This is a genomic window from Niveibacterium sp. COAC-50, from assembly GCF_013184235.1.
Classification (GTDB): Bacteria; Pseudomonadota; Gammaproteobacteria; order Burkholderiales; family Rhodocyclaceae; genus Niveibacterium; species Niveibacterium microcysteis.
Genome location: NZ_JABCJM010000001.1, coordinates 1,228,866 through 1,244,899, shown reverse-complemented (window position 1 = coordinate 1,244,899; position 16,034 = coordinate 1,228,866). Strand labels below are relative to the sequence as shown.

Here is a 16,034-nt window from a genome sequence, read left to right as displayed (position 1 = left end):
ATCGGGTGTCAGCATGGACGAGCAACACTACCTCACACCACTCTTTGCGCCACAGGTGGTCGCAATCATCGGCGCCACGCCGCGCGAAGGCGCGCTCGGCCAAGTGCTCGTCAAGAACATGCAGGAGAGCGGCTTCAAGGGCAAGCTCTACGCGGTCAACCCGAAATACCAGGACGTTCTTGGCGCGCCCTGCGTGCACAGCATTGGCGATGTGCCGCAACGGGTCGACCTCGCCGTCATCGCCACGCCAGCGCCAACCGTGCCCGATGTGGTTGCCGCATGCGGCAAGGCTCGGGTACGCACCGCAGTCATCCTTTCCGCGGGTTTCTCCGAAAGCGGTGCTGATGGCGCCGCGATGGAACGCGACATCGTGCGCCTTGCGGAAAAGCACGGCGTGCGCATCCTCGGCCCCAACAGCCTTGGCATTGCGCGAGCGATTGCCGGGCTCAACGCCACCTTTGCCCACGCCGCCCCGAAGGCAGGCAGCATCGGTTTCGTCTCGCAATCTGGCGCGCTGTGCGCTGCGATTCTCGATTGGGCCAAGACCACCGGCGTCGGCTTCTCCAACGTGGTGTCGCTCGGCGGCTCGTGCGATCTGGATTTCGGCGAGATCCTCGATTACCTCATCTGGGACTTCCGCACCGAGAGCATCCTGCTGTACATCGAAGGTATCCGCGATGCGCGACGGTTCATGAGTTCGCTGCGGACCGCCGCCCGTGCCAAGCCGATCATGGTAATCAAGGTGGGCCGACATCCGTCCGGTTCGCGCGCGGCGCATTCGCATACCGGTGCAATCGTCGGCGAGGACATCGTGTTCGACGCAGCGCTGCGCCGTGCAGGTGTAATCCGGTTGAAATATCTGACGCAGATGTTCGCCGCCACGCAGGCGCTGTTCACCCGCTTCCGCCCGCGTGGCAACCGTCTGGCGATCATCACCAACGGCGGCGGCCCGGGGGTCATGGCTGCCGACCGCGCCGGAGACCTCGGCATTCCGCTGGCGGAGCTCTCACCGCAAACGGTGGCCACGCTGAACCGCGATCTGCCGCGCGCCTGGTCGCACGACAATCCTATCGACATGGTCGGCGACGCGGACCCGGACCGCTACGCGCGCACGCTTGAGACCGTCCTTGCCGACCCTGGCGTCGACGGGGTGCTGGCGATCCTGACGCCGCAGGCGATGACCTTGCCGATCGAAGTGGCCCAACGTGTCGTCGAGATCGACAAGAAGGCGGAGAAGCCGATTCTTTGCTGCTGGATGGGCGAATCGCAGGTGGCCGCCGCGCGTGAATTGTTCGTCGCCGCGGGTATCCCGAGCTTCCGCACGCCAGAGCCGGCAATCGACCTCTTCTCGCAGATCTCGGCCTACTACCAGAACCAGAAGTTGCTGACCCAGGTACCAGCACCGCTCTCGAACCTCGAGCCGCCGGACGTTGCCGGCGCGCGCGCCGTGATCGAGAACGCGATCGAAACCGGCCGCACCACGCTTACCCGAAGCGAAGCCCGCCAGGTGCTGGCCGCATTCCGCATCCCGGTTCGGCGCACGCTGGTTGCGCAAACCGCGGCACAAGCAGTAACGATGGCTTACGACATCGGCTTCCCGGTGACCATGCGGCCCAACGCCATGCTGCAGCAGCGCATCAGCGCGGGCCCGAAACGCTTCCCGGCAAGCGCGGTGGCGACGCACCTCGCCTTTGAAGAACTGATGGACGATCTGCGCAGTCGCGACGACGAAAGCACGTCGTACGGCATCACGATCGAACCGCGGATCGATATCGCAAGCGCCCGTGGGCTGCTGCTCGGCGTATCGCGCGACCCGGTGTTCGGGCCGGTCATTTCGTTCGGCGAACACGGCGTTGATGCGGAAAGCCTAGAAGGCCGCACCGTCGCACTGCCGCCGTTGAACGATTTCCTCGCCAAGGATCTGGTGCGGTCCCACCGCATCGCGGCCAAGCTCGGCGATTGGCGTGGTCTGCCGGCGATCGCGATGGAGCGGCTCGAATTCGTCCTGCTGCGCCTGTCGGAAATGGTCTGCGAACTGCCCTGGGTGCGCTCGGTCGATATCCAACCGCTGGTTGCCGATGAGCAGGAAGTCGTCGCGGTCGATGTGCGTATCGTGGTTGGCCGCGTGCCGAAGAAGGCCGGGCGCTACGATCACATGGCGATCCACCCCTACCCCGGCAACCTGGTGCAGCACGTCAGCTTGCGCGACGGCACCCCCGTGGTGGTGCGGCCGATCATGCCGGAGGACGCGGTGCTCGAGCAGGCATTCGTACGCCGCCTCTCGCCCGAGACGAAGTACTACCGCTTCATGAGCGCGCTGTCGGAGCTTCCGCCGCAGATGCTCGCGAAACTCACGCAGATTGACTACGACCGCGAGATGGCCTTCGTCGCGACTACCGAGCGCGACGGCGCCGAATACGAACTGGGCGTGTGCCGCTATGCCGCAAACCCGGACGGCAAGAGCTGCGAGTTCGCCATCGTGGTGTCCGACGACGCCAAGGGCAGCGGCCTCGCGCAACGCCTGATGGACATCCTGATCCTGAGCGCGAAAGAGCGCGGTCTGCTCGAAATGAAGGGCATCTTCCTGACCGACAACGACCGCATGCTGCGGTTCGTGCGCAAGATCGGATTCAAGCTCACGAACGATCCGGAAGACACCTCGATTAAACTCGGCAGCCTTGATATCCAGGCCTACCAATCCCCCGGAGCCCCCGAATGAGCAAGCCCCGCATCCACGTCATCACCCTGGCCGAGATCGTGCCCCAGCACGAATCCGAGGTCATCCAGGTGCTGCGCACTGCGGCCGTACTGACCCGCCAGGAGGACGGCTGCCTGCGCTACGACCTGTATCGCGACACCACCAACCCGATGCGGATCAACACCATCGAGGTGTGGGCCGACGAGGCTTCCCTCAATCGCCACATGAATGCCCCGCATGTAAAGCAAGCGATCATGACCCTGATCGGCAAGCTCGCAGGCATTCCGCAGTTCCGCGTGCTGCAAGTGGTCGACGAGTTCGAGATCTGATCGCGATGTGCGACGCGCCAGCCCGCTGCACCTGGGTCACGAGCGATCCGCTGTACCTGGACTATCACGACACCGAATGGGGTGTGCCGCTCGCCGACGCCAACGCGCTCTTCGAATGCCTCACGCTGGAAGGTGCGCAAGCGGGTTTGTCGTGGCTGACGATTCTGCGCAAGCGGGAAGGCTATCGGCGCGCGTTCGCGGGGTTCGATCCGGCCAAGGTCGCGCGTTTCAGCGACGACGACGTCACCCGCCTTCTCGCTGACCCGGGCATCGTGCGCCATCGCGGCAAGATCGAGGCAACCATCGGCAACGCGCGCGCCTGGCTTGCGCTGCAGAATGGTGGCGCGGATCCGGTGAAATGGCTGTGGTCTTTCGTCGATGGACGCCCGCAATCCCCGGCCCCCGGTGCCGCGCCGCAGGCGACCAATGAAGTATCCGACCAGATGAGTCGCGCGCTGCGCAAAGCCGGTTTCCGCTTTGTCGGCAGCACCACCTGCTACGCCTTCATGCAGGCCGTTGGCATGGTGAATGACCACGCCGAGGGTTGTTTCCGCCGGAACGAGGTCGCACAATCCGCGGCCAGCTTCCGTCTTTAAGGATTCACCCCGAATGAACGACGCCGTCCAGCATATCGAATTCAACGGCCTGCCCGCTATCCGCCTGACCGCCCGTGACGGGGCGCAGGTCACGATCATGCGCCACGGTGCGCAGGTGATCAGCTGGATCCCGGCTGGCGGCGAAGAGCGCCTGTTCCTCAGCGAGCGCGCGCGCTTCGAGGCGGGTGTACCGATCCGCGGCGGCATCCCGGTCTGTTTCCCGCAGTTTGGTTCGCGGGGCCCACTGCCCAAACACGGTTTCGTGCGCACAGTCGCGTGGGATGTCGACGCCGCACGCGCCGAGAAGGATTTTGCCACCGCTACGCTTTCGATCAGTGACGATGACATCTCGCGGGCCATCTGGCCCCACGCCTTCCGCGCGGAGCTGACCGTCCTCGTGACCGGGCAACGGCTGGACGTGGAACTGGGTGTGCACAACCCGGGCGACGAGCCCCTGCGCTTCACCTGCGCGCTTCACAGCTACCTCGCAACCAAGGAAGTCGAAGAGAGCAAGATCGAAGGCCTGCGTGGCCTGCGCTACCTCGACGCCACCCGCGGCACCGAACACAAGGAGACTGGCACCGAACTGATGATCGAGGCGGAGACCGACCGGATCTACTTCGACGCCACGAAGCCCTTGTTGCTGAGCGAGCATCGCCGCGCGCTGGGGGTTTCTGCCGAAAACCTGCCCGACGCCGTGATCTGGAACCCTTGGGAGCATCTGTCGGCGGCGCTCCCGGACATGACACCGCTGGGCTTCCGCCGCATGCTGTGTATCGAGCACGGCGCGATCGGCAAGCCGGTGGAACTTGCCCCCGGCGGCGAATGGTGGGGCCGCCAGAGTCTCGTCGCGCTCTGATCGGCAAACCGGGCCCGGCGGGCTCCGATGTTAGAATTAACGGTTTTTCCGACATTCTGAGTCGATGCCCGAATCCGACGCGCCCGCGGCGCCCACCACACTGCTGCGCCCCCTGCTGATCTGGCTGCCGCCAGCCATCTTGCTGGGCGCGGCGGTCTGGCTACTCATGGCCGGCGCCAACGTCCCGGTTTTCGTTGCGCTCAATGCCGCCGCCCAATCGCTGCCGGAGCACTTCTGGTCATGGGCGACGGCACTCGGCACCGGCGCCTGCGCCTACGCGCTGATCGCCCCGACGTTGTCCAAGCACCCGCGTTTGATGGCCGCCGCGCTGCTGACCGGCGCCTTCGGCGGCATCTTCACGCACACCATCAAGCCGCTGCTCAATGCCGCCCGCCCCGCCGCGGTGCTCGCAGCGGATCAGATCCACGTGATCGGCGATACGCTGACCCGCAACTCGTTTCCGTCGGGCCACGCGATGACGGCCTTCGCGTTTGCCGCGACGCTCGTGTTCTTCAGCCAGCGACCCGGTCGGCTGGCGCTGGTGCTGCTGCCGGTGGCGATCGTGGTTGCCCTGTCACGCATCGCGGTTGGCGCACACTGGCCGCTTGATGTACTGGTCGGGGCCGCCGGCGGCTGGCTGTCCGGCGCGGCCGGCGAAGCAGTGTCACGTCGCTGGCTGATCTGGCAACGCCCTGCCATGCTGGCCGTGATGGCGATCGCTCTGGTGATCATGGGCGCCAGCCTCGCTTTCACGAACCTCGGTTATCCGCAGGCAGACTTGCTGAAGTGGGCGCTGTCTGCGCTCGCCTTCGTCAGCGGCCTTGTGGCGCTGCGCCAGCAGTGGGCGCACAGAGCGCAGAAGGTGGCGCCATGATCAAACGCTTGATCGCCCTCGCCATCTCGCTGGCTCTGCTCGGCTGGCTTGCCGCCAGCGGCAACTGGCGCGACGTCGGCAGCCGACTCGCAACCATTCCGCCCGCCACGCTGGCCCTCGCGCTCAGCGGATTTCTGGTGAGCTACCTGCTGCGTGCAGCCCGTATCCGGGACGAGTTCGCCGACGTCGCGACGGGGCACTTCTGGGCCATGGCGCGCGTCACCACCGCGCATAACGCCGCCATCAACGTGGTGCCGTTCCGCGGCGGCGAGATTGCACTACCAGTGCTGCTGCAACGCGAATTCGGCGTGCCGATGGGCCGCGCGCTGGTCTCGCTCCTCTGGCTGCGCATGCAGGACGCCTTCGTCGTGCTGCTGCTGGCGGCCTGGGTCTGGCCCGGGCTCGATATCGCCTTGCGTGCGCTGTGGAGCATTGCAGTGCTCGTCGCAGCCTGGGCGGTGCCCGCCTGGGCGCGCGCCCATCCGATCGGCGCGGAACCGCTTCCGGGTTGGCTGGGCAAGCTCGCCAAAGTCCGTATCGCGCTGGCGCACTCAACGCGCGGCGCGGTTCGCAGCTGGGCCTGGACGCTGTCGAACTGGATCGTGAAGCTCTCGGCGCAAACCCTGCTTCTCGGCGCCCTGCTCGGCCAGGCCGGCCTGCTCGCCAGTGCAGGCGTGCTTGGCGGCGAGTTGGCCGCGATCCTTCCGGTGCAGGGCGTGGCCGGTTTCGGCACTTACGAAGCCGGCGTTGCTGCCGCACTGACGCCGCACGGCATTACACTCGCAAACGGGCTGCAGGCCGCGCTCGCGTTGCACCTCGTCATCATCGCGGCCGCGGTCAGCGCCGGCGCGGCGGCATTCGTCGCGCTCCCGGCAGGGCCCCATTCGGCCAATGCAAACGGAAAATCACAATGAACACTGTCGCCACACCGGCCACAAGCCAGGCTCCCGTATCCATTCCGCCGCACCGTCTGTCGGTCGTGGTGCCGATGTACAACGAGGCCGAAAACGTCGCGCCGCTCGCCAAGCGTGTGCATGAAGCGCTGCACGACTATGCCTATCCGTGGGAACTGATCCTCGTCGACGATGGCAGCTCCGACGGCACCCCGGGCGAGCTTGAGGCTGCCGCGCGGCACTACGGCCCGCATGTGCGCGTCGTGTCACTGATGCGCAATTTCAAGCAGACCGCGGCGATGCAGGCTGGCGTTGACGCTGCGCGCGGCGACGTGATCGTGACGATGGACGGCGACCTCCAGAACGACCCGATCGACATCCCGCGCATGGTCGGCCGCCTGCTGAACGAGAACCTCGACCTCGTCGCCGGCTGGCGCAAGAACCGCAAGGACGGCATGGTGCTGCGCAAGATCCCGTCGCGCATCGCCAACCGCCTGATCGCCCGTATCACCGGCGTCAAGCTCAACGACTACGGCTGCAGCCTCAAGGCCTTCCGCGCCAGCGTGATCAAGAACGTGCGGCTGTACGGCGAAATGCACCGATTCATCCCGGCCTGGCTCGCAACCGTCACAACCCCGCGCCGCATCGCCGAGGAAGTGGTGACGCACCATGCGCGCCAGTTCGGCCAGAGCAAGTACGGCATCTCGCGCACCTTCCGCGTGATCCTGGATCTGATCTCGGTGTTCTTCTTCATGCGCTACCGCGCTCGCCCCGGCCACTTCTTCGGCGGCATCGGCCTCGGCATGGGGGTGATTGGCGGCCTGATCCTCAGCTGGCTCGCAGCGCTCAAACTGTTCACCGGCGCATCGATCGGCCAGCGCCCTTTGTTGCAGCTGGGTTTCTTCCTGATCATCGCGTCGTTCCAGTTCATCTCGACCGGCGTGCTGGCGGAAACGCTTGCGCGGATCTACTTCGAATCCGGCGCCGCCTCGCAGTACCGGGTGCGCGATCCCGATGAACCCGACGAAGGCGACGCCTGGCACAAACCCGGACAGGCCGAGGCCGAATGAGCGCCACCTTGCCGGCGCCGACTTTACGCGACCGGCTGGTACTGTTCCTTGTACCAGCCGTCCTGCTGTTGCTGAACCTGGGTGGTGCGCCGCTGTTCGATGTGGACGAAGGCGCCTTCTCTGAAGCGACCCGCGAGATGTTCGAGCGCGGCGACTTCCTCTCCACCTGGCTCAACGGCGTACCGCGGTTCGATAAGCCGATCCTGATCTATTGGCTGCAGGCAATTCCGGTGGGGCTGTTCGGCGTATCGGAATGGGCCTTCCGCTTACCTTCCGCCCTGGCCGCAGCACTTTGGTGTGCGGTGATCGGCAACTTCGCATGGCGCCGGTTCGGCCGTGAAACGGCGCAGTTGGCGGCCCTCGTGGCAGCCACCAGCGTTGGGGTATTTGTGATCGGTCGCGCCGCCACGGCGGACGCGCTGCTGAATCTGCTACTCGCGCTCGCGCTGACCGATGCATGGCGTCATCTCGAATCGGGAGCACGGGCGCCGCTGCGGCGGATGTACCTCTGGATCGCGCTGGGGGTGCTGACCAAGGGACCGATCGCACTGGCGATCCCCGCTGCCGTCACGCTCGCCTATTGCGTCAGCCGCGGCGAATTCAAGACCTGGCTGCGCGCAGTCGTCGATCCGCTCGGCTGGGTGATTCTCATCGCCGTGGCGGCACCATGGTATGCCGCGGCGCTGATGATCCACGGCCAAGCGTTCATCGACGGCTTCATCATGAAGCACAACGTCGGCCGCTTCTCGGGTCCGATGGAAGGCCACGGCGGCAGCCTCTTCTACTATCCGGTCATCGTGCCGCTGCTGCTGCTGCCCTGGATTGCGCCGCTGCTGCGCGCAGTCAGCGCCGTGCGCAGCGACACCGCTGATCCGCTGCGCCGCTTCCTGTGGATCTGGTTCGGTTTCGTGCTGGTGTTCTTCTCGCTTTCAGGCACGAAGCTGCCGCACTACGCGCTCTATGGTTGCTCGCCACTGTTCCTGCTGGTAGCGCTGCATCGCGAGCGCTTGAAAACCGTCGCGCTCGGCGTGCTGCCGGCGATCCTTGCGCTCGCGTTCTTCGCCGCCTTGCCGTCGCTCGTCCAACAACTACTGGCAAACGGCCGAATCGCTGATCCGTACTACGTGGCCCAGCTCTCAAGAGCGGGTGAAGCGGCCGGGTTCTCGTATCACCTGGCGACCCTCGGCGCACTGGTCGCGGCAGTGTTGATCGCCGTGCTCTGGCGCACCGCCGCATGGCGGCGACTCGCTGCCATTGCGGCGATTCAGGGCGTGTTGCTTGCGACCGTGGTAACCCCGTACGTGGGCGACCTGCTGCAAGGTCCGGTCAAGCGCGCCGCACTCGCGGCACGCACAATGCCGGAGCCCGGCGTGCAGTGGAACTTCTTCCAGCCGAGTTTTGCGGTGTACCGCGAACGTCAGGCGCCAGCTCGTGCACCGCTGCCGGGTGAAATCGCTCTGACGCGCGCCGACCGCATCCCGGCCGACGCAAATATCGACGTGCTCTACAGCGAAGGCGGCGTACGCCTGGTTCGACAACGATGAGCATGACACGCATGTTTTCCGAAGACCGCCCCAGCACGCCTGCCGGCCCCGCGCTTGCAGCGCTGATGGTCGCAATCGTGCTGCTGACGATATGGCGGATCTGGGTCATCACACACTCAGGCGCAACGCTCTACGTTGACGAGGCCTACTACTGGGGCTGGTCACAAGCGCTCGCGTGGGGCTACTTTTCAAAGCCGCCGCTCGTCGCCGCCGTGATCAAGGCAAGCACTGCCTGGCTGGGTGACGGGCTGGTCGGCGTCAAGGCGGGTTCGCTGCTGCTCTACCCCGCAACCGCCCTGCTGCTTTTCGGTCTCGGGCGCCGGCTCTACGACACGCGCACCGCGCTGGTCGCGGCACTGGCCTTCCTGACGCTTCCGATCACGACCGCGCTCAGCCTATTCATCTCGACCGACGCGCTGTTGCTGTTCTTCTGGACAGCCTCGCTGTGGGCACTGCATACCGCCCTGGAGCGCAATCGCGCGCGCGACTGGGTACTGCTCGGTCTGACCTGCGGCCTGGGCCTGATGTCGAAGTACACGATGGCCGCCTTCGCGCTGACGGCTGCCCTGCTCCTGCTGACCAGCCCTGAAGGGCGTCGCAAGCTGGTGAGCCCCGGCCCCTGGATCACGGCCCTGGTCGCGCTCGCAGTGCTCGCCCCGAACCTGTGGTGGAACTGGGCAAATGGCTTCCCGACGTTCCGCCACACCGCGGAGATCACCCAGCAGCACAAGGATGCCAACCTGCTGGAGTTCATCGCGGCGCAAATCGGTTCGATCGGCCCGCTGCTGGCCATCGGCTTCATCGGTGCGATCGTCACGCTGCGCAGCACTTGGCGCAGTGACGCCGACCGCCTGTTGTTCGCCGGTTCGGTACCGCTGCTGCTGCTGGTGATGGCCCAGGCCAGCTCCAGCGAGGCCAATGCAAACTGGGCCGGCCCGATCTTCGCCGGCGGCACGCTGCTGGCGGTCGCCTGGCTCTCGCGCACATCGGGTCGCCGCAAGCTGCTCGCCGCAGCGATAGGCCTGAACGTACTGATCGCCGTGGTGGTGTATCAATGGCCACAGATCCTGTCCGTGGTGCATCGGCCGCTCACCGCGAAGATCGATCCGTTCAAGCGCATGAAGGGCTGGGATTCGCTGGCCCGCGGCGTCGCCCCCTGGATCGCCGCAAATCCCGACGCCTATGTCGTCGCCGATGAGCGGACGCTGCTTGCCCACGTCGCCTACACGCTGCGCGCGCAGTCGCCACGCATTGCGAGTTGGAACCCTGCGCACGCGGTGCATGACCAGTACCAGCTGACCCACTCATTGCCGGATACCAAGGGCATCACCATTCTGTTCCTTGCCCAAGGTGACCCGGCGGAAGTGGCCGCGCGCTTCGAGCATGTCGAGAAGGTCGGCATGCTCAAGGTTCAAACGCACCCGGATTTCGCGCTGCGGACCGACGTGTGGTTGATGCAAGGCTTCAAGGGGTACTGATGCCCAGCCGCGTCGAGGCCGCACTGCTTGCGGCGGTATTCGCGCTGTCCGCGCTGGTGTTCACGCTGTGGCCGCAGCTGGATCTGCAGATCACCAGCCTCTTTTTCACAGCGCAGGATGGTTTTGCGCTCGACCGTCTCGCCGTCGTCAAAGCGATCTATTGGGGCGTATGGGGCGGCTCGCGCCTCGCCGTAATCACCGTGATCCTGCTGTGGCTTGCGAGCTTCGTCGTGCGAAACGGTTGGCTGGCCACGCGCCGACGCTGGTTCGGCTTTCTCGCGCTGGCGTTTGCATTGGGGCCGGGGCTGATCGCCGACGCAGGGCTCAAGAATCACTGGGGCCGTGCACGCCCGCATCAGATCGAGGCCTTCGGCGGCACCCGCCATTTCACGCCGGCACTGGTACCCGCCGCAGAGTGCGATCGCAATTGCTCGTTTGTCAGCGGACATGCAACGGGCGCCTTTGCGCTGATGGCATTCGGCTGGCTGGCCGCCCCGCGCCGACGCGCGCTTTGGCTCGGCATCGCGGCCGTATCCGGCACCGTTGTCGGGTTCGTACGCGTCATTCAGGGCGGGCATTTCGCCAGCGACGTCGTGTTCGCCTTCTACGCCGTGTGGCTGGGCTGCTGGCTCGCGTCCACGATCCTGAGGCGCGTCGGTTGGCTCCCGGCCGGCGAGCAGATCCCCGCCGCGCTGCGCTGACGCCGCGACTGGTGCGGCGCGGTGCGACATACCGCACGCCCCGCCGCTACTCCCTCTCAGTTCCCCCTCAAGTCGCAATCCCATTATGACGTTATGGTCATGCTGGGTTCTTTCTCCGCTTACAACTGGTGAGGCTTGCGATGATGAATACGCTGAGAGGGAAGCTGATCGCCGTTACCGCCGCGCTGATGCTCGCGGCGCTGCTGTCGGTGACGCTGGCGATCTACGTGATGATGCGCGCCGAATTGATCCAGCGGATGGATGCCGAAATCCGCGGCGTTGCGCGCGCGACGGCAGCCGCAACCGGCGAATGGATCGCGTCGCGCTCACAGGTAACCCAAGCCGGCGCCGGGGCGGCGCTGGCGGCCGATCCGATGCCGGTACTGATGCAAGCCAAGGCGTCAGGCCAGTTCGATCTCTTCTACGTCGGGTTCCCCGATAAGAAGATCCTCTTCACTGACAACCAACAACTGCCCGCGGGCTACGACGCCACGCAGCGCCCGTGGTACACCGCGGCCGTCGCGAGCGACAAGCCGATCATGACCGCACCTTACGTGGATGCGTCGACCGGGCAGCTCGTCGTGTCCTTCGCCTATGCCGCCAAGGAAGGCGGCAACCTGAAAGGGGTTGTTGCCGCGGACATCACCCTTGATCGGGTGGTGCAGCAGATCCTCGCGGTGCGCTTCAGCGCCAAGGGTTACGCAATGCTGATCGGCAAGGACGGCAAGATCCTGGTGCACCCGAGCAAGGAGCTCCTGCAGAAGTCCGCGACCGAACTCGCACCTGAGCTCACGGCCGAAGCGATTCTCGGCGCCTACAAGAACGAGCAGGCCAGCGACCTCAAGGTGCAGGGCGTTGCGAGCTTCGTCGAGATGTTCCCGGTCCCTGGAACAGATCTGACACTGGGCGTGGTGGTGGACAAGGGCAGTGCGCTGGCACCGCTGGACAAGCTGCTCGGTACCGCGCTCGGCATCCTCGTGCTGGCACTGGCGATTGCGCTGCCGCTGCTGATCGCGGTGCTGACCCGAATGCTCGGCCGCCTGGCGACGCTGCGCGACCTGATGAAGGAGATCTCAGCCGGTGGCGGCGATCTGACGCGGACGCTCAACGTCTCCGGCAACGACGAGATCGCGGAAACCTCAGCCGCCTTCAACCGCTTCCTGGATACGCTACGGACCATGTTCCTCGAAGTGCGTAATGAGGCGGAACGGCTGTCGAATGGCGTCGAGAACATTGATGGCACCGTTCAGCGCCTCGCCCAGCACTCGACCAGCCTTTCAGACACTGCAAGTGCGAACGCTGCAACGATTGAAGAAATCACCGTTTCGGTGGCGCACATTGCCGACAGCGCTGCGGTGGCGAACGGATTGGTGCAACAGACCGGGCAGATGTCCGAACACGGCGCGAAGACCATCGCGCAAGTTTCTCAGGAGTTCTCGCACTCGTCCGAATCAGTGCGTGCGCTGGGCGAGATGATCCACACCGTCAGCAGCCGCGCCAACGAAATCAGCGGGATCGTCAACGTCATCAAGGAAATCGCCGACCAAACCAATCTGCTGGCGCTCAACGCGGCAATCGAAGCCGCCCGTGCCGGCGAACAGGGGCGCGGTTTTGCGGTCGTGGCCGACGAAGTCCGAAAGCTCGCAGAACGCACGGCAAAGGCCACGCTCGAAATCACCCACATGATCAGCGGCATGAACGAGGACACACGGCGCGCGTTCTCCGGCATGGAAGGCACCATTGAAACGGTCGGCAAGGGCGCATCCGCCAGTGAGGAAGCAGCACGGCAGATGACCGAGATCCAGCAGAAGATGACCGAAGCCGTCGCGCGGATCGACGAGATCGCCGCCTCCACCAGCGAGCAGCAACAGGCAACGACGCTGATGGCACAGTCCGCCGAACAGATCACGGGACGCATGCACGAAAACGACGCCGCGATTCAGGGCGTGCGCGACACGCTGGGCGGGCTGCACGAAGTGGCCAACACGATGCGCAAGCTCATCTCCGGCTTCCGCCTGTAATCGACCGCCGGGCCCCGAGCAGGAAGGGGCCCGCCGTTCTTGAGCGGAATCATTCGCCGGCCTTCGGCGCAGCGGCTAAACTTCATCCACCGCCGCTCGCTGCGCCTCGCGCCGACTCCATGAACGCCCGCCCGCCGATTCCGATCTTCCCCGTCGCAGCGCCCTCGCCAGCGCCCATGGCGCTGTCGCCAGACGACCCTGCCCACGCTGCAGTCGATCAACTTGGCCGTGCGATGCACGATCTGCGGATCTCGGTTACCGACCGCTGCAACTTCCGCTGCACCTACTGCATGCCCAAGGACGTGTTCGACCGCGACCACGCCTTTCTCCCCCGCGCGGCACTTTTGAGCTTCGAGGAAATCACCCGCATCGCCCAACTGTTCGTTGACCAAGGCGTGCGAAAGATACGCATCACGGGCGGCGAGCCACTGCTGCGCAAACAGCTGGAACGGCTGATCGAACAACTGGCGCGGCTGAACGTAGAAGTGACCTTGACCACCAACGGCGCGCTACTCGCACAAAAGGCGCGCAGCCTCGCCGACGCCGGCCTGCGGCGCGTGACGGTGAGTCTGGACGCACTGGACGACGAGGTGTTTCGCCGCATGAACGACGTCGGCTTCCCGGTTGAACGGGTGCTCGCCGGCATTGCCGCGGCGGCGGATGCGGGTCTCGGGCCGGTCAAGGTGAACTGCGTGGTCAAGCGGGGCACCAACGATGGCGAAATTCTGCCGCTCGCGCGCCACTTCCGGGGCAGCGGCCACATCCTGCGCTTCATCGAGTTCATGGACGTCGGCAGCCACAACGGCTGGAACCTCGACGCCGTGCTGCCGTCGCGCGAGGTGGTCGCCCGTATCTCGGGCGAGTTTCCGCTCGATGCGCTGGATGCGAACTACACCGGGGAGGTGGCGGAACGCTGGCGCTACCGCGATGGCAGCGGCGAGATCGGCGTGATCTCATCCGTCAGCCACGCCTTCTGCCGCGATTGCACCCGCATGCGCCTTTCGCCTGAGGGGCAACTCTTCACTTGCCTCTTCGCTGATCGCGGGCACGATCTGCGTGCGCTGCTTCGTTCGGGGGCCGACGATGGCGCACTCACCGCCCGCATCCGACAGGTCTGGCGAAGCCGCGACGACCGCTACTCAGAGCTTCGCGGCGAGGCCAATCGCGCCGCGAAGGTTGAGATGTCCTACATCGGCGGATGACGGCCGCGCAGCCAACCAGCGGGCTGATCCTCGCCGGCGGCGCCGGTCAGCGTATGGGCGGCGCAGACAAAGGCTGGATCCACTATCAAGGCCGGCCACTGGTCGAACTGGTGTTCGAACGCGTTGCGCCGCAGGTCGACCAGATGCTGATCAGTGCCAACCGTAATCTCGCGCGCTACGCGGCATTCGGCGTTCCGGTGCTGGAAGACAGCGACGCCGATTTCCGCGGGCCTTTGGCAGGCATCGAAGCCGGTCTGCACAACGCGGCTGCGGGCTGGTTGCTGTGCGTACCCTGTGACAGCCCCGCCCTGCCCCGCGACCTGGCGCAGCGACTCCATGCCGGCGTAGCGGGCGGCAAGGCTGCCGTGGTCACCCTTGCCGGCCGTTGGCAGCCGGTCTTCTGCCTGCTGCACACTAGCCTCGCAGACTCACTGAGCGCCTACCTCGCGCGCGGCGATCGCAAGGTGGCGAATTGGCTCGCGTCGGTTGACGCACGCACGGTGGACTTCAGTGACCAAGCCACCGCGTTCGCAAACCTCAACTCCCCGGAAATGCTCAGCCCCTGAGCCTCACTTCGGTGGTGGAGGCGGGGCGAGCATGTCCTTTGCGGCTTGCGCGAGTGCCTCGTCCGATTTCTTCTTGCCATCGGCAATCTGCTTGAGCGCCAGCGTGAAAGAGGTCCAGAAACGGCCCATCTCTGGGTTGGATGGCATCGGCCGGCCGAAGGTAACGCCATCCATCGAGATGCGGATCTTTTCGTCGCTCATCAGCGACCAGAACAGCTTCTTGTTCAGCGGCACACCGATCGGCTTGTCGGCGTTAACCGTCTTGAGCCCCTCCTCGGTCATCAGGAACTCTTCGATGAACTTCGTCGCCAGATCGCGGTTTGGCGTATCGGCCACGACCATCGCCCCAAGTACCCCGACGAAGGGGCGCGCGGGCTTGCCCTGAAGCGTCGGCAGCGGCGCCACGCCGAAATCGATGCCGGCCTTGCGCAGCGCATCCCATGCCCAGGGGCCGTTGATCCACATGGCCTGCTTGCCGCTGGTCATGGCCTTTTCAGCGTCGCCGTACGGCAGGCCACCCTTGGGTAAGACCCCCGCGGCAATGTAATCGGCGAGCAACCGCCCACCGGCCAGCGCACCAGGGGTGGCGACCCCAACGTCGCCCGCGCTGTAGCTACCACTGCTCTCGCGCTTGAACACGTAGCCGCCGTTGGCGGCCATCAGGGGCCAGGTGAAGTACGAGTTGGTGTAATCCCAGCCGATCGCCTTCACGTCCTTGGCGGCGAGCTCCTTGTCGAGGGCAATGATCTCCTCGAAGGTCGCCGGAGGCTTCGGCACAAGCTTCTTGTTGTAAAGCAACATGATCGCTTCGGCGCCGACCGGGTAACCCCAGACCTTGCCATTCACGGTGAAGGCGTCCCAGCCCACCGACACCAGCTCCTTGCGCAGCTTCTCGGGCGGCGACACTTCGCTGATCAGGCCCTTGCCAATCCAGTCGCCGATGCGGTCGTGCGCCCACAGGAACACATCGGGGCCATTGCCGCCCTTGGCGGTTTCCTCGAACTTCTTGGTCGGGTCATCCGGGTGTTCGACCTTCGCGGTCACGCCGTACTTCTTGCCGAACGCGTCGGCGACCTGTTGCAGGCCGGTGTAGCCCTTGTCACCGTTGATCCAGATGAGCAGCTTGCCCTTTTCGCCGGCAAGCGCGGGCGTCACCAGCAGCAGGGCCGCCAGGCCGGTAATGATCTGTGCGCGCATGCGAAT

At 65.5% G+C, this 16,034-nt stretch carries 14 protein-coding genes; 13 read left to right on the top strand and 1 reads right to left on the bottom strand.

Annotated elements, in window-relative coordinates:
- The first annotated feature begins 13 nt into the window (after window positions 1-13).
- The 13 genes from HH302_RS05575 to mobA all read left to right on the top strand — a co-directional run bounded on the left by HH302_RS05575 (window position 14) and on the right by mobA (window position 14,831).
- Window positions 14-2,719, top strand: coding sequence for a GNAT family N-acetyltransferase (locus HH302_RS05575; protein ID WP_172199328.1), 2,706 nt, complete (start codon window positions 14-16; stop codon window positions 2,717-2,719).
- Window positions 2,716-3,027 carry a putative quinol monooxygenase gene (locus tag HH302_RS05570; protein ID WP_172199325.1) on the top strand — a complete coding sequence of 104 codons (312 nt, stop codon included), beginning with the start codon at window positions 2,716-2,718 and terminating at the stop codon, window positions 3,025-3,027. The genes HH302_RS05575 and HH302_RS05570 overlap by 4 nt, the downstream gene beginning before the upstream one ends.
- Window positions 3,028-3,032: 5 nt before the next feature.
- On the top strand, window positions 3,033-3,623 hold the full coding sequence (locus HH302_RS05565; protein ID WP_172199322.1) for a DNA-3-methyladenine glycosylase I: 591 nt from the start codon (window positions 3,033-3,035) through the stop codon (window positions 3,621-3,623).
- A 13-nt stretch (window positions 3,624-3,636) separates the two neighbouring features.
- Entirely contained in the window at window positions 3,637-4,482 is an 846-nt protein-coding gene (locus HH302_RS05560) for a D-hexose-6-phosphate mutarotase (RefSeq protein WP_172199319.1), read from the top strand.
- 64 nt (window positions 4,483-4,546) lie between these two features.
- The gene (locus HH302_RS05555) at window positions 4,547-5,356 is read left to right on the top strand and encodes a phosphatase PAP2 family protein (RefSeq protein ID WP_172199316.1); all 810 of its coding nucleotides are present in this window, start codon (window positions 4,547-4,549) and stop codon (window positions 5,354-5,356) included.
- Window positions 5,353-6,270, top strand: coding sequence for a lysylphosphatidylglycerol synthase transmembrane domain-containing protein (locus HH302_RS05550; protein WP_172199313.1), 918 nt, complete (start codon window positions 5,353-5,355; stop codon window positions 6,268-6,270). The genes HH302_RS05555 and HH302_RS05550 overlap by 4 nt, the downstream gene beginning before the upstream one ends.
- On the top strand, window positions 6,267-7,319 hold the full coding sequence (locus HH302_RS05545; RefSeq protein ID WP_172199310.1) for a glycosyltransferase family 2 protein: 1,053 nt from the start codon (window positions 6,267-6,269) through the stop codon (window positions 7,317-7,319). The genes HH302_RS05550 and HH302_RS05545 overlap by 4 nt, the downstream gene beginning before the upstream one ends.
- A complete protein-coding gene (locus HH302_RS05540; RefSeq protein ID WP_172199307.1) occupies window positions 7,316-8,863 on the top strand; it encodes a glycosyltransferase family 39 protein in 1,548 nt (515 codons plus the stop codon). The genes HH302_RS05545 and HH302_RS05540 overlap by 4 nt, the downstream gene beginning before the upstream one ends.
- Entirely contained in the window at window positions 8,860-10,341 is a 1,482-nt protein-coding gene (locus HH302_RS05535) for a glycosyltransferase family 39 protein (protein WP_172199304.1), read from the top strand. Before HH302_RS05540 ends, HH302_RS05535 begins: the two co-directional genes overlap by 4 nt.
- Window positions 10,341-11,042: a phosphatase PAP2 family protein gene (locus HH302_RS05530; protein WP_172199301.1), complete on the top strand. Its 702-nt coding sequence runs from the start codon at window positions 10,341-10,343 to the stop codon at window positions 11,040-11,042. The genes HH302_RS05535 and HH302_RS05530 overlap by 1 nt, the downstream gene beginning before the upstream one ends.
- A 143-nt stretch (window positions 11,043-11,185) precedes the next feature.
- Window positions 11,186-13,063, top strand: a complete 1,878-nt coding sequence (locus HH302_RS05525) for a methyl-accepting chemotaxis protein (protein WP_172199298.1) — start codon at window positions 11,186-11,188, stop codon at window positions 13,061-13,063.
- Window positions 13,064-13,239: 176 nt separating this feature from the next.
- A complete protein-coding gene (gene moaA / locus HH302_RS05520) occupies window positions 13,240-14,265 on the top strand; it encodes a GTP 3',8-cyclase MoaA (RefSeq protein WP_216661821.1) in 1,026 nt (341 codons plus the stop codon).
- Entirely contained in the window at window positions 14,262-14,831 is a 570-nt protein-coding gene (gene mobA / locus HH302_RS05515) for a molybdenum cofactor guanylyltransferase MobA (protein ID WP_172199292.1), read from the top strand. The genes moaA and mobA overlap by 4 nt, the downstream gene beginning before the upstream one ends.
- A gap of 3 nt (window positions 14,832-14,834) precedes the next feature.
- Here the strand turns inward: mobA and malE are convergent, their stop codons facing one another.
- A complete protein-coding gene (gene malE / locus HH302_RS05510) occupies window positions 14,835-16,028 on the bottom strand; it encodes a maltose/maltodextrin ABC transporter substrate-binding protein MalE (protein ID WP_172199289.1) in 1,194 nt (397 codons plus the stop codon).
- Window positions 16,029-16,034: the final 6 nt, after the last annotated feature.